At 51.8% G+C, this 20,556-nt stretch carries 18 protein-coding genes; 17 read left to right on the forward strand and 1 reads right to left on the reverse strand.

From position 1 onward, the window contains the following. Positions 1-6: 6 nt before the first annotated feature. Positions 7-801, reverse strand: a complete 795-nt coding sequence (gene map / locus WN16_RS07825) for a type I methionyl aminopeptidase (RefSeq protein WP_003018555.1) — start codon at positions 799-801, stop codon at positions 7-9. 324 nt (positions 802-1,125) lie between these two features. On the opposite strand from map, the gene rpsB reads away from it, so the two are divergent. From rpsB to accA, 17 genes are all read left to right on the forward strand, one after another. Beyond that, complete coding sequence (gene rpsB, locus WN16_RS07830; protein ID WP_003018553.1) at positions 1,126-1,851, forward strand: 30S ribosomal protein S2; 726 nt, start codon at positions 1,126-1,128, stop codon at positions 1,849-1,851. A 136-nt stretch (positions 1,852-1,987) separates the two neighbouring features. Continuing rightward, positions 1,988-2,839: a translation elongation factor Ts gene (gene tsf, locus WN16_RS07835; RefSeq protein WP_003018551.1), complete on the forward strand. Its 852-nt coding sequence runs from the start codon at positions 1,988-1,990 to the stop codon at positions 2,837-2,839. Between the two features lie 145 nt (positions 2,840-2,984). Next, entirely contained in the window at positions 2,985-3,710 is a 726-nt protein-coding gene (gene pyrH / locus WN16_RS07840; protein ID WP_003018549.1) for a UMP kinase, read from the forward strand. Positions 3,711-3,849: 139 nt separating this feature from the next. Beyond that, the gene (gene frr / locus WN16_RS07845; RefSeq protein ID WP_003018547.1) at positions 3,850-4,407 is read left to right on the forward strand and encodes a ribosome recycling factor; all 558 of its coding nucleotides are present in this window, start codon (positions 3,850-3,852) and stop codon (positions 4,405-4,407) included. Between the two features lie 110 nt (positions 4,408-4,517). Continuing rightward, positions 4,518-5,714 (forward strand): 1-deoxy-D-xylulose-5-phosphate reductoisomerase, encoded by a 1,197-nt coding sequence (gene ispC / locus WN16_RS07850; protein ID WP_044698944.1) that lies wholly within the window; start codon positions 4,518-4,520, stop codon positions 5,712-5,714. Between the two features lie 187 nt (positions 5,715-5,901). After that, entirely contained in the window at positions 5,902-6,660 is a 759-nt protein-coding gene (gene ispU / locus WN16_RS07855; RefSeq protein ID WP_103790808.1) for a (2E,6E)-farnesyl-diphosphate-specific ditrans,polycis-undecaprenyl-diphosphate synthase, read from the forward strand. A 12-nt stretch (positions 6,661-6,672) separates the two neighbouring features. Continuing rightward, positions 6,673-7,530: a phosphatidate cytidylyltransferase gene (gene cdsA, locus WN16_RS07860; RefSeq protein ID WP_003018541.1), complete on the forward strand. Its 858-nt coding sequence runs from the start codon at positions 6,673-6,675 to the stop codon at positions 7,528-7,530. Positions 7,531-7,541: 11 nt separating this feature from the next. Beyond that, positions 7,542-8,894: a sigma E protease regulator RseP gene (gene rseP / locus WN16_RS07865; protein WP_032937592.1), complete on the forward strand. Its 1,353-nt coding sequence runs from the start codon at positions 7,542-7,544 to the stop codon at positions 8,892-8,894. A gap of 29 nt (positions 8,895-8,923) precedes the next feature. Next, positions 8,924-11,347, forward strand: coding sequence for an outer membrane protein assembly factor BamA (bamA, locus tag WN16_RS07870; protein ID WP_003018536.1), 2,424 nt, complete (start codon positions 8,924-8,926; stop codon positions 11,345-11,347). A gap of 122 nt (positions 11,348-11,469) precedes the next feature. Continuing rightward, on the forward strand, positions 11,470-11,955 hold the full coding sequence (gene skp / locus WN16_RS07875) for a molecular chaperone Skp (protein WP_003018533.1): 486 nt from the start codon (positions 11,470-11,472) through the stop codon (positions 11,953-11,955). Between the two features lie 3 nt (positions 11,956-11,958). Then, positions 11,959-12,984 carry a UDP-3-O-(3-hydroxymyristoyl)glucosamine N-acyltransferase gene (lpxD, locus tag WN16_RS07880; protein WP_003018531.1) on the forward strand — a complete coding sequence of 342 codons (1,026 nt, stop codon included), beginning with the start codon at positions 11,959-11,961 and terminating at the stop codon, positions 12,982-12,984. Positions 12,985-13,087: 103 nt separating this feature from the next. Next, positions 13,088-13,543, forward strand: a complete 456-nt coding sequence (fabZ, locus tag WN16_RS07885) for a 3-hydroxyacyl-ACP dehydratase FabZ (protein ID WP_003018528.1) — start codon at positions 13,088-13,090, stop codon at positions 13,541-13,543. 3 nt (positions 13,544-13,546) lie between these two features. Next, positions 13,547-14,335, forward strand: a complete 789-nt coding sequence (lpxA, locus tag WN16_RS07890; RefSeq protein ID WP_003018525.1) for an acyl-ACP--UDP-N-acetylglucosamine O-acyltransferase — start codon at positions 13,547-13,549, stop codon at positions 14,333-14,335. Continuing rightward, positions 14,335-15,483 (forward strand): lipid-A-disaccharide synthase, encoded by a 1,149-nt coding sequence (lpxB, locus tag WN16_RS07895; RefSeq protein WP_003018522.1) that lies wholly within the window; start codon positions 14,335-14,337, stop codon positions 15,481-15,483. Before lpxA ends, lpxB begins: the two co-directional genes overlap by 1 nt. Continuing rightward, the gene (rnhB, locus tag WN16_RS07900) at positions 15,480-16,076 is read left to right on the forward strand and encodes a ribonuclease HII (protein ID WP_044698940.1); all 597 of its coding nucleotides are present in this window, start codon (positions 15,480-15,482) and stop codon (positions 16,074-16,076) included. The genes lpxB and rnhB overlap by 4 nt, the downstream gene beginning before the upstream one ends. Before the next feature lie 24 nt (positions 16,077-16,100). Beyond that, positions 16,101-19,583: a DNA polymerase III subunit alpha gene (dnaE, locus tag WN16_RS07905; RefSeq protein WP_003018516.1), complete on the forward strand. Its 3,483-nt coding sequence runs from the start codon at positions 16,101-16,103 to the stop codon at positions 19,581-19,583. Between the two features lie 12 nt (positions 19,584-19,595). Beyond that, on the forward strand, positions 19,596-20,555 hold the full coding sequence (gene accA / locus WN16_RS07910; RefSeq protein WP_003018513.1) for an acetyl-CoA carboxylase carboxyl transferase subunit alpha: 960 nt from the start codon (positions 19,596-19,598) through the stop codon (positions 20,553-20,555). Position 20,556 lies beyond the last annotated feature (1 nt).

The raw sequence follows: 20,556 nt of genomic DNA on the forward strand, positions 1-20,556 counted from the left end.
AAAACATTATTCGCCGTGTGTGATGATCGCCGGGATGGTGTCATCCTTGCGTAACGTCAGAATCTCACAGCCGTTTTCCGTCACTACAATAGTATGCTCGTACTGTGCAGACAAGCTCCGGTCTTTGGTTTTCACCGTCCAGCCGTCTTTCATGGTGCGGATGCGGTAATCACCGGCATTCAGCATCGGTTCTACGGTGAACGTCATGCCCGGCTGCAGTACCACACCGCCGTCGTCTGCATCGTAGTGCAGAACCTGCGGCTCTTCATGGAAGCCGCGACCGATACCGTGACCGCAGTATTCACGAACGACAGAGAAACCTTCACCTTCCGCATATTTCTGAATTGCAGCGCCCAGCGTGCGCAGGCGAATGCCCGGTTTCACCATCCGCAGCGCCAGATACAGGCTTTCCTGCGTGACGCGGCACAGACGCTCGCCCAGAATAGTAGGTTTGCCGACGATAAACATTTTCGAGGTGTCGCCGTGGTACTCGTCTTTAATCACAGTCACATCGATGTTGACGATATCGCCGTCTTTCAGAAGTTTGGCGTCGTCCGGGATCCCGTGGCACACCACTTCATTAATAGAGATACACACGGACTTCGGATAGCCGTGGTAACCCAGGCAGGCGGAAATGGCCTGCTGCTCATTCACGATATAGTCATTACAGATACGATCCAGCTCGCCGGTGCTGACGCCCGGTTTAACAAACGGTTCGATCATTTCCAGTACATCAGCGGCCAGGCGGCCAGCGACGCGCATTTTTTCGATTTCTTCAGGGGTCTTGATTGAGATAGCCATGAATTCTGTCCATCAGTGCCGATGATATCGGCAATAATTGTTTAAGTGCTGCCAATGGTATCAGTCCCGCATACGTGCTGCCAAATTGAGAATCATTAACAGCACACAGTGCCAACAATTATTGGTGTCTATGGCGTATTTGTGGTATAAAGCGCGCCGGACTTCCGATCCATTCGAAGACTACACACGATGGACGGGAGCGACAAATCTCACTTTGTGTAACAACACACACGTATCGGCACATATTCCGGGGTGCCCTTTGGGGTCGGTAATATGGGATGCGTGGAGGCTTAACCCCAACTTTTATATATAGAGGTTTTAATCATGGCAACTGTTTCCATGCGCGACATGCTCAAGGCTGGTGTTCACTTCGGTCACCAGACCCGTTACTGGAACCCGAAAATGAAGCCGTTCATCTTCGGTGCGCGTAACAAAGTTCACATCATCAACCTTGAGAAAACTGTACCGATGTTCAACGAAGCTCTGGCTGAACTGAACAAGATCTCTGCTCGTAAAGGTAAAATCCTTTTCGTTGGTACTAAACGCGCTGCAAGCGAAGCGGTGAAAGAAGCTGCTAACAGCTGCGACCAGTTCTTCGTGAACCATCGCTGGCTGGGCGGTATGCTGACTAACTGGAAAACCGTTCGTCAGTCCATCAAACGTCTGAAAGATCTGGAAACTCAGTCTCAGGACGGTACTTTCGAAAAGCTGACCAAGAAAGAAGCGCTGATGCGTACTCGTGAGCTTGAGAAACTGGAAAACAGCCTGGGCGGTATCAAAGACATGGGCGGTCTGCCGGACGCTCTGTTCGTAATCGATGCTGACCACGAGCACATTGCTATCAAAGAAGCAAACAACCTGGGTATCCCAGTATTTGCAATCGTTGATACCAACTCTGATCCGGACGGTGTTGACTTCGTTATCCCGGGTAACGACGACGCAATCCGTGCTGTGACCCTGTACCTGGGCGCTGTAGCTACTACCGTTCGTGAAGGCCGTTCTCAGGATCTGGCTTCCCAGGCGGAAGAAAGCTTCGTAGAAGCTGAATAATAAGGCACGCTCGTTAGAGCCCTTATAGACCAGGTAGTATCACGTTTGGTTAGGGGGCCTGTATATGGCCCCCTTTTTCACTTTTAAATCTGTGCGGTTTCATGCCGGGCAGATCAAATCTTCCGAGGATTTTAGAATGGCTGAAATTACCGCATCCCTGGTAAAAGAGCTGCGTGAGCGTACTGGCGCAGGCATGATGGATTGCAAAAAAGCACTGACTGAAGCTAATGGCGACATCGAGCTGGCAATCGAAAACATGCGTAAGTCCGGTGCAATCAAAGCGGCGAAAAAAGCAGGCAACGTTGCTGCTGACGGCGTAATCAAAACCAAAATCGACGGCAACATCGCTTTCATTCTGGAAGTTAACTGCCAGACTGACTTCGTTGCTAAAGATGCTGGTTTCCAGGCATTTGCTGACAAAGTACTGGACGCTGCCGTTGCTGGCAAAATCACTGACGTTGAAGTTCTGAAAGCACAGTTCGAAGAAGAACGTGTTGCTCTGGTTGCTAAAATCGGTGAGAACATCAACATCCGTCGCGTTGCTTCCCTGGAAGGCGAAGTTCTGGGTAACTACCAGCATGGTGCTCGTATCGGTGTTCTGGTTGCTGCAACTGGCGCTGACGAAGAACTGGTTAAACAGCTGGCAATGCACGTTGCTGCAAGCAAACCAGAATTCGTTAAGCCGGAAGACGTTTCCGCTGAAGTGGTAGAAAAAGAATACCAGGTTCAGCTGGACATCGCTATGCAGTCTGGCAAGCCGAAAGAAATCGCAGAGAAAATGGTTGAAGGCCGCATGAAGAAATTCACCGGCGAAGTTTCTCTGACCGGTCAGCCTTTCGTCATGGAACCGAGCAAATCTGTTGGTCAGCTGCTGAAAGAGCATAACGCTGACGTAACAGGCTTCATCCGCTTTGAAGTGGGTGAAGGCATCGAGAAAGTTGAGACTGACTTTGCAGCAGAAGTTGCTGCGATGTCCAAGCAGTCTTAATTTTGAAAGGAGCCGCCTGAGGGCGGCTTCTTTTTGTGTCTGGCTTGTAAATTCAGCGAACCGCTATAGTGGTCCTGCTGAAAAGCGACATACAATGTCGCTGGAATTAACTCATCTCATTCGTTGACAGTCTCAGGAAAGAAACATGGCTACCAATGCAAAACCCGTCTACAAACGTATTCTGCTTAAGTTAAGTGGCGAAGCTCTGCAAGGTTCAGAAGGCTTCGGTATTGATGCAAGCATCCTTGACCGTATGGCTCAGGAAATCAAAGAGCTGGTTGAGCTGGGTATTCAGGTTGGCGTAGTGATTGGTGGTGGTAACCTGTTCCGTGGCGCTGGTCTGGCGAAAGCAGGGATGAACCGCGTTGTGGGCGACCACATGGGCATGTTAGCCACCGTAATGAACGGTCTGGCGATGCGCGATGCGCTTCACCGCGCCTATGTGAACGCTCGCTTGATGTCCGCAATTCCTCTGAACGGCGTGTGTGATAACTACAGTTGGGCTGAAGCTATTAGCCTGCTGCGTAACAACCGCGTTGTTATTTTGTCTGCGGGTACCGGTAATCCGTTCTTCACCACCGATTCAGCAGCCTGCCTGCGTGGTATTGAAATTGAAGCGGATGTGGTACTGAAAGCCACTAAAGTCGATGGCGTATTTACTGCCGACCCGGCTAAAGATCCAACGGCGACCATGTACGAACAGTTGACCTACACTGAAGTACTGGATAAAGAGCTGAAAGTCATGGATCTGGCTGCGTTCACGCTGGCTCGTGACCACAAATTACCGATTCGTGTCTTTAACATGAACAAACCAGGTGCACTGCGCCGTGTTGTTATGGGTGAAAAAGAAGGCACGTTAATCACGGAATAATTCCCGTTGCGGCTAAATGCAGGTAATATTCCGCTTTAATGTCGCGGGATACGTCCCTCAAAATTAATCAAGACTATACTTGTCACATCTTGCGCGGCGGGTATGGTCTGACTGAAACAAGCTTTCAAGGATTCGTAACGTGATCAACGATATCAGAAAAGATGCTGAAGTACGTATGGACAAATGCGTCGAAGCGTTCAAAAACCAAATCAGCAAAATTCGCACGGGTCGTGCTTCTCCTAGCCTGCTGGATGGTATTGTCGTGGAATATTACGGCACACCGACTCCGCTGCGCCAGCTGGCAAGCGTAACGGTTGAAGATTCCCGTACCCTGAAAATCAACGTGTTCGACCGTTCTATGGGGCCAGCCGTTGAGAAAGCCATCATGGCTTCCGACCTCGGTCTGAATCCAAGCTCTGCGGGTTCCGACATCCGCGTTCCGCTGCCGCCGCTGACCGAAGAACGTCGTAAAGATCTGACCAAGATCGTGCGTGGCGAAGCTGAAGGCGCGCGTGTTGCGGTACGTAATGTACGCCGCGATGCAAACGACAAAGTGAAAGCGTTGTTGAAAGAAAAAGAGATCAGCGAAGATGACGATCGCCGTTCTCAGGACGACGTACAGAAACTGACTGACGCTGCAATCAAGAAAGTTGATGCGGCGCTGGCAGAGAAAGAAGCGGAACTGATGCAGTTCTGATTCGCCTGTACGCTAAAAACGCCGCTTAGAAGGCCTGAGAAGGCTGGATGGCGGCGTTTTGCTTTTTTCTGTCTATATACCTTAAAGGGTAAAATTCTTCTGGATGTCTCATGAAGCAATTAACCATCCTGGGATCAACCGGTTCCATTGGTTGCAGTACGCTGGATGTAGTACGCCATAACCCGGAAAAATTTCGTGTTGCTGCGTTGGTGGCGGGTAAAAATGTCGCCCGCATGGTAGAGCAATGCCTGGAGTTTTCTCCTCGCTATGCGGTAATGGACGATGAAAAAAGCGCTGCGTTGGTAAAAGCAGCTCTGCTGGAGCAGGGCAGTCGCACTGAGGTCATGAGCGGTCAGCAGGCTGCCTGTGATATGGCTGCGCTGGATGATGTTGATCAGGTCATGGCGGCAATTGTCGGCGCAGCGGGCTTATTGCCAACGCTGGCGGCAATTCGTGCGAGCAAAAGTATTTTACTGGCGAACAAAGAGTCTCTGGTGACCTGCGGTCGTCTGTTTATGGACGACGTGAAACGCCACAAAGCGCAGCTTTTGCCGGTAGATAGCGAGCATAACGCGATTTTTCAGAGTTTACCGCAACCTATCCAACACAATCTGGGATACGCTGACCTTGAGCAAAACGGCGTTATGTCAGTTCTGCTTACCGGGTCTGGTGGCCCATTCCGTGAAACGCCATTGCGCGATCTGGTCTCTATGACCCCCGATCAGGCATGTCGTCATCCGAATTGGTCGATGGGACGAAAAATCTCTGTCGATTCCGCCACCATGATGAACAAAGGTCTGGAATACATTGAAGCGCGTTGGTTATTTAATGCCAGTGCAAGCCAGATGGAAGTGCTGATTCACCCGCAGTCGGTTATTCATTCGATGGTCCGTTATCAGGATGGTAGTGTTCTGGCGCAGTTGGGTGAACCGGACATGCGTACACCTATTGCCCATACCATGGCATGGCCAGAACGAGTGACGTCCGGTGTTAAGCCTGTCGATTTTTGCAAACTCAGTGCGCTGACGTTTTCAGCACCTGATTACCAGCGTTATCCGTGCCTGAAGCTGGCGATGGACGCGTTTGAGCAAGGGCAGGCGGCGACGACTGCACTTAATGCCGCGAATGAAATTACGGTTGCCGCGTTTCTGGCGCAGCAGATCCGATTTACCGATATTGCTGACCTGAATTTATCCGTGCTGGATAAGATGGATTTGCAGGAGCCGCAGAGCGTTGATGACGTGCTGAAGGTTGATGCCATCGCGCGGGACGCCGCCAGAAAAGAAGTGATGCGACTCTCAAGCTGATGATAATCCCTCTACGGAGAATCGTGCTATTTGTTAGCGTTGGGCTTCAGTGATATAGTCTGCGCCACCCGATCGCGGGTATTTGCTTTTTTTCGGTCGGGTAAGCCGTGGTTTGACACGGCTTTTTTGTGGATGGGCTTCAGTATTCCTGAGTACCGTAAATCCTTTCAGGGACTAATAACGCGTTATGTTGTCTGCAACTAAACCATTAAGCGAAAATTTGCCAGCACATGGTTGTCGCCATGTTGCAATTATCATGGATGGCAATGGCCGCTGGGCGAAAAAGCAAGGGAAGATTCGCGCCTTTGGGCATAAGGCCGGAGCAAAATCCGTCCGCCGGGCTGTCTCTTTTGCTGCCAATAACGGTATTGATGCGTTAACGCTGTATGCCTTTAGCAGTGAGAACTGGAACCGACCTGCGCAGGAAGTGAGCGCGTTAATGGAACTGTTTGTGTGGGCACTTGATAGTGAAGTGAAAAACCTGCACCGCCATAACGTACGTCTGCGTATTATCGGGGATATCAGTCGATTTAACTCTCGTTTGCAAGAACGGATTCGCAAATCAGAAGCGATTACTGCCCAGAATACCGGGTTGACGCTGAATATTGCAGCGAATTACGGTGGACGGTGGGATATAGTCCAGGGAGTCAGGCAACTGACACAACAGGTGCAGGATGGTCTGCTGCGTCCAGAGCAAATCGATGAAGAGATGCTTGGGCAGCAAATTTGTATGCATGAACTGGCTCCTGTGGATTTAGTGATAAGGACTGGGGGAGAGCATCGAATTAGTAATTTTCTGTTGTGGCAAATTGCCTATGCCGAACTTTACTTTACGGATGTTCTCTGGCCCGATTTCGATGAACAAGACTTTGAAGGTGCGCTGCATGCCTTTGCTAATCGTGAGCGTCGTTTCGGCGGCACCGAGCCCGGTGATGAAAAAGCCTGATGGGGGTCGCTTTTGCTGAAGTATCGCCTGATTTCTGCTTTTGTTTTAATACCCGTTGTCATCGCGGCGCTGTTTTTGCTGCCGCCGGTGGGGTTCGCCATTGTCACGCTGGTCGTTTGTATGCTGGCCGCCTGGGAATGGGGACAGTTAAGCGGTTTTACCACGCGTACACAGCGAGTCTGGCTGGCGGTTTTGTGCGGGCTATTGCTGGCGCTAATGCTGTTCTTACTGCCGGAATACCATCGCAATATTCATCAGCCGCTGGTTGAAGTATCGCTGTGGGCGTCGCTGGGCTGGTGGGTCGTGGCGCTGTTGCTGGTATTGTTTTATCCCGGCTCTGCGTCGGTCTGGCGTAATTCCAAAACATTACGCATAATTTTCGGCGTGTTAACCATTGTTCCGTTCTTTTGGGGAATGCTGGCGCTACGTGCATGGCACTATGATGAGAATCATTATAGTGGCGCGCTATGGCTGCTGTATGTCATGATCCTCGTTTGGGGAGCGGACTCGGGTGCGTATATGTTTGGTAAGCTGTTTGGCAAACATAAGCTGGCACCGAAGGTTTCTCCTGGTAAAACCTGGCAGGGTTTTATTGGCGGACTCGCCACTGCGGCCGTAATCTCATGGGGTTATGGCATGTGGGCGAATCTTGAAGTTGCGCCTGTCACCTTGCTCATTTGCTCCATCGTTGCAGCCCTGGCCTCCGTGCTGGGTGACCTGACCGAGAGTATGTTTAAGCGTGAAGCAGGTATTAAGGACAGTGGTCACTTAATTCCAGGACACGGCGGTATTCTGGACCGTATTGATAGCCTGACGGCTGCGGTACCGGTCTTTGCCTGCCTGTTGTTACTGGTATTCAGGACGCTCTAACGGATGGTCTTATGCTGAGTATTCTCTGGAATCTGGCTGCATTCATTGTCGCACTTGGTGTGCTTATCACCGTGCATGAATTTGGTCATTTCTGGGTTGCGCGGCGCTGCGGAGTCCGCGTCGAACGCTTTTCCATTGGTTTTGGAAAAGCGCTTTGGCGGCGTACCGATAAATTAGGTACGGAATACGTTATCGCCCTGATTCCCCTCGGCGGTTACGTCAAAATGCTGGATGAGCGCGCTGAACCAGTCGCACCGGAGCTGCGCCATTACGCTTTCAACAATAAAACGGTTGGACAACGCGCAGCCATCATCGCCGCAGGTCCGATTGCAAACTTCCTTTTTGCTATTTTCGCTTACTGGCTGGTGTTTATCATCGGTGTCCCTGGCGTTCGTCCGGTTGTTGGTGAAATAACACCCAACTCGATTGCCGCGCAGGCGCAAATTCAGCCGGGTACGGAACTAAAAGCGGTTGATGGTATCGAAACCCCTGATTGGGATGCCGTGAGATTGCAACTGGTAGCCAAAATTGGCGATGAGCATACGACTCTCAGCGTAGCGCAGTTTGGCAGTAACCAGCGTCAGGACAAAACGCTGGATTTACGTCAGTGGGCATTTGAGCCAGACAAAGAGGATCCCGTCTCCAGTTTAGGGATTCGTCCGCGCGGTCCGCAGATTGAACCGGTGCTGTCAGAAGTGCAGGTTAACTCCGCTGCAAGTAAGGCAGGTTTGCAAGCAGGCGACAGGATCGTTAAAGTCAATAGTCAGCCGCTGACGCAATGGATGACGTTTGTGACGCTGGTGCGCGATAATCCGGATAAGCCGTTAGCGCTAGATATTGAAAGACAAGGAAGTTCCTTGTCTTTAACGTTAACCCCAGATTCAAAACAGGTTAACGGGAAGGCAGAAGGTTTTGCGGGCGTGGTGCCTAAAGTTATTCCTCTGCCTGATGAGTATAAGACTGTACGCCAGTATGGGCCATTCAGCGCCATCCTCGAAGCCTCGGATAAAACGTGGCAGTTGATGAAGCTGACGGTCAGTATGCTGGGAAAATTGATTACCGGTGATGTAAAACTGAACAACCTCAGTGGGCCGATTTCTATCGCCCAAGGGGCTGGGATGTCAGCGGAATTCGGGGTTATTTATTACCTGATGTTCCTTGCGCTTATCAGCGTGAACTTAGGGATAATCAACCTGTTTCCGTTGCCCGTTCTAGACGGGGGGCATCTGCTGTTCCTGGCGATTGAAAAGCTGAAGGGCGGTCCGGTATCCGAGCGGGTTCAAGACTTTAGTTATCGCATTGGCTCTATCTTGCTGGTGTTGTTAATGGGGCTTGCACTTTTCAATGATTTCTCTCGGTTGTAAGAGAGTGTTAGGAAGAACGCATAATAACGATGGCGATGAAAAAGTTGCTCATAGCGTCGCTGCTGTTTAGCAGCGCCACCGTATACGGTGCTGAAGGGTTCGTAGTGAAGGACATTCATTTCGAAGGCCTACAGCGAGTCGCCGTTGGTGCGGCTCTCCTCAGTATGCCGGTGCGCACAGGCGACACGGTTAATGATGAAGACATCAGTAATACCATTCGTGCTCTGTTCGCCACCGGTAACTTTGAGGATGTCCGCGTCCTGCGCGATGGTGATACCCTTCTGGTTCAGGTAAAAGAGCGTCCGACGATTGCCAGCATCACTTTCTCCGGTAATAAATCGGTGAAAGATGACATGCTCAAGCAAAACCTCGAGGCGTCTGGCGTGCGTGTTGGCGAGTCTCTGGATCGCACCACGCTTGCCGATATCGAAAAAGGCCTGGAAGATTTCTACTATAGCGTCGGTAAGTACAGCGCCAGTGTGAAAGCGGTGGTGACGCCGTTGCCGCGTAACCGCGTTGACCTCAAGCTGGTCTTCCAGGAAGGTGTTTCGGCGAAGATCCAACAGATCAATATCGTCGGCAACCATGCCTTCACGACTGACGAACTTATCTCTCACTTCCAGTTGCGTGACGAAGTGCCGTGGTGGAACGTGGTGGGCGATCGCAAATACCAGAAACAGAAACTGGCGGGCGACCTTGAAACCCTGCGCAGTTACTATCTGGATCGCGGTTATGCCCGCTTCAATATCGATTCCACTCAGGTCAGCCTGACGCCGGATAAAAAAGGTATCTACATCACCGTTAACATCACAGAAGGCGAGCAGTACAAGCTTTCTGGTGTTCAGGTGAGCGGTAACCTGGCCGGGCACTCTGCCGAAATTGAGACCCTGACGAAGATCGAGCCAGGTGAACTCTATAACGGCACCAAAGTGACCAAAATGGAAGATGATATCAAGAAACTCCTGGGTCGCTATGGCTATGCCTATCCGCGCGTACAGTCGCAGCCTGAAATCAACGACGCTGACAAAACCGTTAAATTACGCGTAAACGTGGATGCGGGTAACCGTTTCTATGTGCGTAAGATTCGTTTTGAAGGTAACGACACCTCTAAAGATTCCGTTCTGCGTCGCGAAATGCGTCAGATGGAAGGTGCATGGTTGGGCAGCGATCTGGTCGACCAGGGTAAAGAGCGTTTGAACCGTCTGGGTTACTTTGAAACAGTTGATACCGATACTCAGCGTGTTCCGGGCAGACCGGATCAGGTTGATGTAGTCTACAAGGTCAAAGAGCGTAACACCGGTAGCTTTAACTTCGGCGTCGGTTACGGTACCGAGAGCGGCGTGAGCTTCCAGGCTGGCGTTCAGCAAGATAACTGGTTAGGTACCGGTTATTCTGTTGGCATCAACGGCACCAAAAACGACTACCAGACCTATACTGAGTTGTCTGTGACTAACCCGTACTTCACCGTTGATGGTGTGAGCCTGGGTGGCCGTGTCTTCTATAACGACTTTGAAGCGAATGATGCGGATCTGTCCGACTATACCAACAAAAGTTATGGTACAGACGTAACGCTTGGCTTCCCGGTAAACGAATACAACACGTTGCGTGCCGGCCTGGGTTATGTACATAACAAACTGTCCAACATGCAGCCGCAGGTTGCGATGGATCGTTATCTTGAGTCAATGGGCGAGACCAATACCAACAGCTTTGCCGCTGATGACTTCACCTTCAACTACGGTTGGACGTACAACAAACTGGACCGTGGATATTTCCCAACGGACGGTACACGCGTCAACCTGAACGGTAAAGTGACCATTCCGGGTTCTGATAACGAATACTACAAAGTGTCGATGGATACCGCGACCTATGTGCCGATCGATGACGATCACAAGTGGGTGGTTTTAGGACGTACGAAGGTAGGCTATGGCGACGGCATTGGCAGCAAAGAAATGCCGTTCTATGAGAACTTCTATGCAGGTGGTTCCAGCACCGTGCGTGGCTTCCAGTCGAATACTATCGGTCCAAAAGCAGTCTACAAAAACGGTGCTTACGCCAGTGGTTCTGATAATAGTGACTACGAAGAGTGTTCCAACGCAGACGGTAAGGACTGTAAATCGGATGACGCAGTGGGCGGTAACGCCATGGCTGTCGCCAGCCTGGAGTTTATTACCCCAACGCCGTTCATTAGCGACAAGTATGCCAACTCGGTTCGTACCTCGTTCTTCTGGGATATGGGTACCGTTTGGGATACTAACTGGCAGGATAGCGCTCAAACACGTGCTATAGGTGTGCCGGACTACAGTGATCCAAGTAATATCCGTATGTCAGCGGGTATCGCTTTACAATGGATGTCCCCATTGGGGCCGTTGGTTTTCTCCTACGCCCAGCCGTTCAAGAAGTACGATGGAGACAAAGCGGAACAGTTCCAGTTTAACATTGGTAAAACCTGGTAATTGTTCTTCGCAAAGGAATGTAGTGGTAGTGTAGCGATGACTTTAGGCGATCTTGCATGGGATCGCCTGGCCACGCAAAGAACTGCACCTTCGGGTGCAAATGGGATGGTAAGGAGTTAATTGTGAAAAAGTGGTTATTAGCTGCAGGTCTCGGTTTAGCGATGGCAACGTCCGCACAAGCGGCTGACAAAATTGCAATCGTCAACATGGGTAGCCTGTTCCAACAGGTTGCACAGAAGACAGGCGTTTCTGCTACGCTGGAAAACGAGTTCAAAGGCCGTGCCAGCGAACTGCAGCGTATGGAATCCGATCTGCAATCTAAGATGCAGCGTCTGCAATCAATGAAAGCAGGTAGCGATCGTACCAAGCTGGAAAAAGACGTTATGGCTCAGCGCCAGACTTTCTCTCAGAAAGCTCAGGCTTTTGAGCAGGATCGTGCGCGTCGCTCCAACGAAGAACGTGGCAAACTGGTTACTCGTATCCAGACTGCTGTGAAATCTGTTGCCAGCAGCCAGAGCATCGATCTGGTCGTTGACGCAAACACCGTTGCATACAACAGCAGCGATGTAAAAGACATCACCGCTGACGTACTGAAACAGGTTAAATAAGTAATGCCTTCAATTCGACTGGCTGATTTAGCAGAGCAGTTGGATGCAGAATTACACGGTGATGGCGATATCGTCATCACCGGCGTAGCGTCCATGCAATCTGCGCAAACTGGCAATATCACGTTCATGGTGAATCCTAAGTACCGTGAACACTTAGGCGTATGCCAGGCTTCTGCCGTAGTAATGACGCAGGACGATCTTCCTTTTGCTAAAAGTGCCGCGTTGGTAGTGAAGAATCCCTACCTGACCTATGCACGTATGGCGCAAATTTTAGATACCACGCCTCAGCCTGCACAGAACATTGCACCGAGTGCAGTGATCGATGCAACGGCGAAGCTGGGTAATAATGTCTCTGTGGGCGCAAATGCGGTCATTGAGTCTGGCGTAGAACTGGGTGATAACGTCGTTATCGGCGCAGGCTGCTTCGTCGGAAAAAATACTAAAATCGGTGCAGGTTCACGCTTGTGGGCGAATGTGACGATTTACCACGACATTCAGATCGGTGAGAATTGCCTGATCCAGTCAAGCACTGTCGTTGGATCTGATGGATTTGGTTACGCGAACGATCGCGGTAACTGGGTAAAGATCCCGCAGCTTGGTCGCGTGATTATCGGCGATCGCGTCGAGATCGGCGCTTGTACCACCATTGACCGTGGTGCTCTGGACGATACTGTGATCGGTAATGGTGTTATCATTGATAACCAGTGCCAGATTGCGCATAACGTTGTGATTGGCGACAATACGGCAGTAGCCGGTGGCGTCATTATGGCGGGAAGCCTGAAGATTGGCCGTTACTGCATGATTGGCGGCGCCAGCGTGATCAATGGGCATATGGAAATATGCGACAAAGTCACGGTGACTGGCATGGGTATGGTGATGCGTCCTATCACCGAACCTGGCGTCTATTCCTCAGGCATTCCGCTACAACCCAATAAGGTATGGCGTAAAACAGCTGCACTGGTGATGAATATTGATGATATGAGCAAGCGCCTCAAAGCGATTGAGCGCAAGGTTAATCAACAAGACTAAAGCACCGTTTTTGCATGTCTGACTTTTCGGCCTGTCCCATTCATACGATTGCGACAGGCCGTGTTATTATTGCCTTTTAGTATATTTTGACAGGAAGAGTATTTTGACTACTAACACTCATACTCTGCATATTGAAGAGATTTTAGAACTTCTGCCGCACCGTTTTCCGTTTCTGCTGGTTGATCGCGTGCTGGATTTTGAAGAAGGTCGTTTTCTGCGCGCAGTGAAAAATGTATCCGTTAACGAGCCTTTCTTTCAGGGCCACTTCCCGGGTAAACCTATTTTCCCTGGCGTATTGATTCTGGAAGCGATGGCACAGGCTACCGGTATCCTTGCGTTTAAAAGCGTAGGAAAACTGGAACCAGGCGAACTGTATTATTTCGCGGGTATTGACGAAGCACGCTTTAAGCGTCCTGTCGTGCCTGGCGATCAGATGATCATGGAAGTGACTTTCGAGAAAACGCGCCGTGGCCTGACCCGTTTTAAAGGGGTTGCGCTGGTCGACGGTAAAGTTGTGTGCGAAGCAACGATGATGTGTGCCCGTAGCCGGGAGGCCTGATACGTGATTGATAAATCCGCCTTTATTCACCCGACCGCCATTGTAGAAGAGGGCGCCAGCATTGGTGCCAATGCTCACATTGGCCCATTTTGTATTGTTGGACCCCATGTTGAAATTGGTGAGGGTACCGTACTGAAGTCTCACGTTGTCGTGAATGGCCATACAAAAATTGGTCGCGATAACGAGATCTATCAGTTTGCCTCCATCGGTGAAGTTAACCAGGATCTTAAATATGCTGGCGAACCGACCCGTGTGGAAATTGGCGATCGCAACCGCATCCGCGAAAGCGTCACCATTCATCGTGGCACAGTGCAGGGCGGTGGAGTGACGAAGGTGGGCAGCGATAACTTACTGATGATTAATGCGCACGTCGCGCATGATTGTACGGTAGGAAACCGCTGTATTCTGGCGAATAACGCCACGCTTGCCGGACATGTTTCGCTGGATGATTTTGTTATCATCGGCGGCATGACTGCGGTGCATCAGTTCTGCATCATCGGTGCTCATGTGATGGTTGGTGGCTGTTCTGGTGTAGCCCAGGACGTGCCTCCGTACGTTATCGCCCAGGGCAACCACGCGACGCCGTTTGGCGTCAATATCGAAGGTCTGAAGCGTCGTGGATTCACCCGCGAAGCGATTACCGCGATTCGTAACGCCTACAAAGCGTTGTACCGTAGTGGTAAAACGCTGGAAGAAGTGAAACCAGAAATCGCGGAACTGGCGAAACAGTACCCCGAAGTTCAGGCTTTCAGCGACTTCTTTGAGCGCTCAACGCGTGGCCTGATTCGTTAATGACTGAACAGCGTCCTTTAACGATTGCCCTCGTCGCCGGAGAAACCTCCGGCGATATTCTTGGTGCAGGGTTAATCCGTGCACTCAAGGCTCGCGTTCCCAATGCGCGTTTTGTTGGTGTGGCGGGTCCGCTGATGCAGGCCGAAGGCTGTGAAGCCTGGTACGAAATGGAAGAGCTGGCGGTCATGGGCATTGTTGAAGTGCTCGGACGTCTGCGCCGTTTACTGCATATTCGTGCCGACCTCACTCGCCGATTCACCGACTTAAAGCCGGATGTTTTCGTTGGCATTGATGCACCTGATTTCAACATTACCCTCGAAGGGAACTTGAAAAAACAGGGCATTAAAACCATTCATTATGTCAGTCCGTCCGTCTGGGCGTGGCGACAGAAACGCGTTTTCAAAATAGGCAGATCCACCAACATGGTTCTGGCCTTTCTGCCTTTCGAAAAAGCGTTTTATGACAAATTTAACGTCCCGTGCCGCTTTATCGGTCATACCATGGCGGATGCCATGCCGTTGGACCCGGATAAAAACGCGGCACGTGATATTCTGGGCATTCCTCATGACGCCCACTGCCTGGCGCTACTGCCAGGAAGCCGTGGTGCAGAAGTGGAGATGCTCAGCGCCGATTTTCTGAAAACGGCGCAGCTATTACGCCAGCATTATCCGGATCTCGAAGTGGTGGTGCCGTTGGTGAATGCCAAACGTCGCGAGCAGTTTGAACGCATTAAAGCGGAAGTTGCACCGGAGCTTTCCGTACATCTGCTCAATGGTATGGGACGTGAAGCAATGGTGGCCAGCGACGCCGCACTGCTGGCTTCAGGTACCGCCGCGCTGGAATGTATGCTGGCAAAATGCCCGATGGTGGTTGGCTACCGTATGAAACCCTTCACCTTCTGGCTGGCGAAGCGTCTGGTGAAGACTGATTACGTTTCGCTACCTAACCTGTTGGCGGGAAGAGAACTGGTTAAAGAGCTGTTGCAGGAAGAGTGTGAACCGCAGGCGCTGTCGCAAGCGCTGTTGCCGTTGCTGGCAAAGGGTAAAACCAGCCATGCGATGCACGACACATTCCGTGAACTGCACCAGCAGATCCGTTGCAATGCTGATGAGCAGGCAGCGGATGCGGTCCTGGAGTTAGCGCAATGATTGAATTTGTGTATCCGCATACGCATTTAGTGGCGGGTGTGGATGAAGTCGGACGCGGCCCTTTGGTCGGCGCGGTCGTCACTGCTGCCGTCATTCTGGATCCGGCTCGCCCTATTATCGGTCTTAACGACTCAAAAAAACTGTCAGAAAAACGTCGCCTGGCGCTGTTTGATGAAATTAAAGAAAAGGCGTTAAGCTGGAGCTTGGGTCGGGCGGAACCGCATGAAATCGACGAACTGAACATTTTACATGCTACCATGCTGGCCATGCAGCGTGCGGTTGCGGGTCTGCATATTGCGCCTGAATACGTGCTAATTGACGGCAATCGTTGCCCGGCATTACCGGTACCGTCGATGGCGGTGGTCAAAGGTGATAGCCGCGTGGCGGAGATCAGCGCTGCATCGATTCTGGCAAAAGTGACCCGTGACGCTGAAATGACGGCGCTGGATACGGTTTTTCCACAGTATGGTTTTGCACAGCACAAAGGTTATCCAACCGCATTTCATCTGGAAAAATTGGCACTGCATGGTGCGACTGAGCACCATCGCCGCAGCTTTGGCCCCGTCAAACGCGCACTGGGACTCTCGTCCTGATTCTTGTGTCGAAGGAATCTGAAGATGTCTGAACCACGTTTCGTCCACCTACGGGTGCACAGCGACTACTCCATGATCGATGGGCTGGCGAAAACCGGACCGCTGGTAAAAAAGGCGGCCGCGTTAGGCATGCCTGCGCTGGCGATCACCGATTTTACCAACCTGTGTGGTCTGGTGAAGTTTTACGGAGCGGGCCATGGCGCGGGTATCAAGCCGATAGTTGGCGCAGATTTTCATGTCCGCAGTGAGCTGTTGGGCGATGAACTCACGCAGCTTACCGTGCTGGCCGCAAATAATACCGGCTATCAGAACCTGACGTTGTTGATTTCGAAAGCCTATCAGCGCGGCTATGGCGCAGAAGGACCGGTTATCGACCGGGACTGGTTGGTCGAGTTAAAAGAAGGTTTGATTTTGCTCTCCGGCGGTCGCATGGGCGATGTCGGACGAAGTCTGCTGCGCGGCAATAACGCACTGGTTGACGAGTGCGTGGCGTTTTACGAAGAACATTTTCCCAATTGCTATTTCCTCGAACTGATTCGCACCGGCAGGCAAGATGAAGAAAATTATCTGCACGCAGCCGTAGCACTGGCCGAAACGCGTGGTCTACCGGTGGTGGCGACTAACGATGTCCGCTTCCTTGAAACCGGAGATTTCGATGCGCATGAAATCCGCGTAGCGATCCACGACGGCTTTACCCTTGATGACCCGAAACGCCCGCGTAACTATTCGCCGCAGCAGTACATGCGCAGCGAAGATGAGATGTGCGAGCTGTTCTCCGATATTCCGGAAGCACTGCAAAACACCGTCGAGATAGCTAAACGCTGCAACGTGACGGTGCGTCTGGGCGAATATTTCCTGCCGCAGTTCCCGACCGGCGATATGACCACCGAAGATTTCCTTGTGGCGAAATCACGCGAAGGGCTGGAAGAACGTCTCGAATTTTTGTTCCCTGACCCTGAAGTTCGTGCGCAGAAGCGCCCACCTTACGATGAACGTCTGGAAGTTGAACTTAAAGTTATCAACCAGATGGGATTCCCGGGCTACTTCCTGATCGTTATGGAATTTATCCAGTGGTCGAAGGATAACGGCGTACCGGTAGGCCCGGGACGTGGTTCCGGCGCTGGCTCACTTGTTGCCTATGCGCTGAAAATTACCGATCTCGACCCGCTGGAATTTGACCTGCTGTTCGAACGTTTCCTTAACCCGGAACGTGTCTCAATGCCCGACTTCGACGTTGACTTCTGTATGGAGAAACGCGACCAGGTCATCGAGCACGTGGCGGAAATGTACGGTCGTGATGCGGTTTCGCAGATTATTACCTTCGGTACGATGGCAGCAAAAGCGGTTATCCGCGACGTGGGCCGCGTACTGGGGCATCCGTACGGCTTCGTTGACCGTATTTCGAAGCTGGTGCCGCCCGATCCGGGCATGACGCTGGCAAAAGCCTTTGAAGCCGAACCCCAACTGCCGGAAATCTATGAGGCAGATGAAGAGGTTAAAGCGCTGATCGATATGGCGCGTAAGCTGGAAGGCGTCACGCGTAACGCCGGTAAGCACGCCGGTGGTGTGGTTATCGCACCGACCAAAATTACTGATTTTGCTCCGCTGTACTGCGATGAACAGGGGCTGCACCCGGTTACTCAGTTTGATAAGAACGATGTGGAATATGCCGGTCTTGTGAAGTTCGACTTCCTCGGCCTGCGTACGCTCACCATCATCAACTGGGCGCTGGAAATGATCAACGCGCGCCGTGAAAAGAACGGTGAGCCACCGCTGGATATTGCGGCTATCCCGCTGGATGACAAGAAAAGCTTCGATATGCTGCAACGCTCGGAGACCACGGCGGTCTTCCAGCTTGAATCCCGCGGCATGAAAGACCTGATCAAACGTCTGCAGCCTGACTGCTTCGAAGATATGATCGCACTGGTGGCTCTGTTCCGCCCTGGCCCGCTACAGTCGGGGATGGTAGATAACTTTATCGACCGTAAGCATGGTCGCGAAGAGATTTCCTATCCGGATGTACAATGGCAGCATGAGTGTCTGAAACCGGTACTGGAGCCGACCTACGGCATTATCCTGTATCAGGAACAGGTTATGCAGATTGCCCAGGAGTTGTCCGGGTATACCCTTGGCGGCGCGGATATGCTGCGTCGTGCGATGGGTAAGAAAAAGCCGGAAGAGATGGCCAAGCAGCGCGGCACCTTTGAAGAAGGGGCGAAAAAGCGCGGCGTAGACGGCGAACTGGCGATGAAAATCTTTGACCTGGTGGAGAAATTCGCCGGTTACGGATTTAACAAATCGCACTCCGCTGCCTATGCGCTGGTTTCTTACCAGACTCTGTGGCTGAAGGCGCATTATCCTGCCGAGTTTATGGCGGCGGTAATGACCGCCGATATGGATAACACCGAGAAAGTCGTCGGACTGGTGGATGAATGCTGGCGCATGGGGCTCAAAATCCTGCCGCCGGATATCAACTCCGGGCTTTACCATTTTCACGTGAATGATGATGGCGAGATTGTTTATGGCATCGGCGCGATAAAAGGCGTAGGTGAAGGGCCAATTGAAGCTATTATTGAGGCGCGTAACGAAGGCGGCTACTTCCGTGAGCTGTTTGATCTCTGCGCGCGCACGGATATCAAAAAACTTAACCGCCGGGTGCTGGAAAAGCTAATCATGTCCGGGGCGTTTGATCGCCTTGGCCCGCATCGTGCGGCGTTGATGAATTCGCTCAACGACGCACTAAAAGCCGCCGATCAGCATGCAAAAGCCGAAGCTATTGGTCAGGCCGATATGTTTGGCGTGCTGGCGGAAGAACCGGAGCAAATTGAACAATCCTATGCCAGCTGCCAACCGTGGCCGGAGCAGGTGGTATTAGACGGTGAGCGTGAAACGTTGGGGCTTTATCTGACGGGACACCCCATCAACCAGTATTTAAAAGAAATTGAGCGCTATGTCGGAGGCTACAGGCTGAAAGACATGCATCCGACAGAACGTGGTAAAGTCACCACGGCTGCGGGGCTCGTCATTGCTGCGCGGGTAATGGTCACCAAGCGCGGCAATCGTATCGGCATCTGTACACTGGATGACCGTTCCGGACGTCTGGAGGTTATGTTGTTTACCGATGCTCTGGATAAATACCAGCAATTGCTGGAAAAAGACCGCATACTTATCGTCAGCGGACAGGTCAGCTTTGATGACTTCAGTGGCGGGCTTAAAATGATGGCCCGTGAAGTCATGGATATTGACGAAGCCCGGGAAAAATATGCTCGCGGGCTTGCTATCTCGCTGACGGACAGGCAAATTGATGACCAGCTTTTAAACCGACTCCGTCAGTCTCTGGAACCCCACCGCTCGGGGACAATTCCAGTACATCTCTACTATCAGAGGGCGGATGCACGTGCGCGGTTGCGTTTTGGCGCGACGTGGCGTGTCTCTCCGAGCGATCGTTTGCTAAACGATCTCCGTGGCCTTATTGGTTCGGAGCAGGTGGAACTGGAGTTTGACTAATACAGGAATACTATGAGTCTGAATTTCCTTGATTTTGAACAGCCGATTGCAGAGCTGGAAGCAAAAATCGATTCTTTGACTGCGGTTAGCCGTCAGGATGAGAAACTGGATATTAACATCGATGAAGAAGTGCATCGTCTGCGTGAAAAAAGCGTAGAACTGACGCGTAAAATCTTCGCCGATCTTGGCGCATGGCAGGTAGCCCAACTGGCGCGCCATCCACAGCGTCCGTACACCCTGGATTATGTCCGCCTGGCGTTTGATGAATTTGATGAGCTGGCGGGCGATCGAGCCTATGCGGATGATAAAGCTATTGTCGGCGGTATCGCGCGTCTGGATGGCCGTCCGGTGATGATCATTGGTCATCAGAAAGGCCGTGAGACCAAAGAAAAGATTCGCCGTAATTTCGGCATGCCAGCGCCGGAAGGCTATCGCAAAGCGCTGCGCCTGATGGAAATGGCCGAGCGCTTCAACATGCCGATCATTACCTTCATCGACACCCCAGGGGCTTACCCGGGCGTGGGCGCAGAAGAACGTGGTCAGTCAGAAGCGATTGCGCGCAACCTGCGTGAAATGTCGCGTCTGAGCGTACCGGTAATCTGCACCGTTATCGGTGAAGGTGGTTCCGGCGGCGCGCTGGCGATCGGCGTGGGCGATAAAGTTAATATGCTGCAGTACAGCACCTATTCCGTTATCTCCCCGGAAGGTTGTGCTTCCATTCTGTGGAAAAGCGCCGACAAAGCGCCGCTGGCCGCAGAAGCAATGGGAATTATCGCGCCGCGTCTGAAAGAGCTGAAGCTGATTGACTCTATCATCCCGGAACCGCTGGGCGGCGCGCACCGCAACCCGGAAGTGATGGCTGCGTCCCTGAAGGCACAGCTGCTGGCCGATCTCGCCGATCTCGACGTGTTAAGCAAAGATGATCTGAAAAACCGTCGTTACCAGCGTCTGATGAGCTACGGTTACGCGTAAA

The organism is Citrobacter sp. ABFQG, assembly GCF_004322975.1.
Classification (GTDB): domain Bacteria; phylum Pseudomonadota; class Gammaproteobacteria; order Enterobacterales; family Enterobacteriaceae; genus Citrobacter; species Citrobacter freundii.

Excerpts from the sequence above, each read along its gene's own strand:
- lpxB (WP_003018522.1), top strand. The coding sequence starts at position 14,335 with ATGACTGAACAGCGTCCTTTAACGATTGCCCTCGTCGCCGGAGAAACC.
- dnaE (WP_003018516.1), top strand. The coding sequence starts at position 16,101 with ATGTCTGAACCACGTTTCGTCCACCTACGGGTGCACAGCGACTACTCC.
- tsf (WP_003018551.1), top strand. The coding sequence starts at position 1,988 with ATGGCTGAAATTACCGCATCCCTGGTAAAAGAGCTGCGTGAGCGTACT.
- pyrH (WP_003018549.1), top strand. The coding sequence starts at position 2,985 with ATGGCTACCAATGCAAAACCCGTCTACAAACGTATTCTGCTTAAGTTA.
- rnhB (WP_044698940.1), top strand. The coding sequence starts at position 15,480 with ATGATTGAATTTGTGTATCCGCATACGCATTTAGTGGCGGGTGTGGAT.
- lpxD (WP_003018531.1), top strand. The coding sequence starts at position 11,959 with ATGCCTTCAATTCGACTGGCTGATTTAGCAGAGCAGTTGGATGCAGAA.
- ispC (WP_044698944.1), top strand. The coding sequence starts at position 4,518 with ATGAAGCAATTAACCATCCTGGGATCAACCGGTTCCATTGGTTGCAGT.
- bamA (WP_003018536.1), top strand. The coding sequence starts at position 8,924 with ATGGCGATGAAAAAGTTGCTCATAGCGTCGCTGCTGTTTAGCAGCGCC.
- ispU (WP_103790808.1), top strand. The coding sequence starts at position 5,902 with ATGTTGTCTGCAACTAAACCATTAAGCGAAAATTTGCCAGCACATGGT.
- rpsB (WP_003018553.1), top strand. The coding sequence starts at position 1,126 with ATGGCAACTGTTTCCATGCGCGACATGCTCAAGGCTGGTGTTCACTTC.
- map (WP_003018555.1), bottom strand. The coding sequence starts at position 801 with ATGGCTATCTCAATCAAGACCCCTGAAGAAATCGAAAAAATGCGCGTC.
- accA (WP_003018513.1), top strand. The coding sequence starts at position 19,596 with ATGAGTCTGAATTTCCTTGATTTTGAACAGCCGATTGCAGAGCTGGAA.
- rseP (WP_032937592.1), top strand. The coding sequence starts at position 7,542 with ATGCTGAGTATTCTCTGGAATCTGGCTGCATTCATTGTCGCACTTGGT.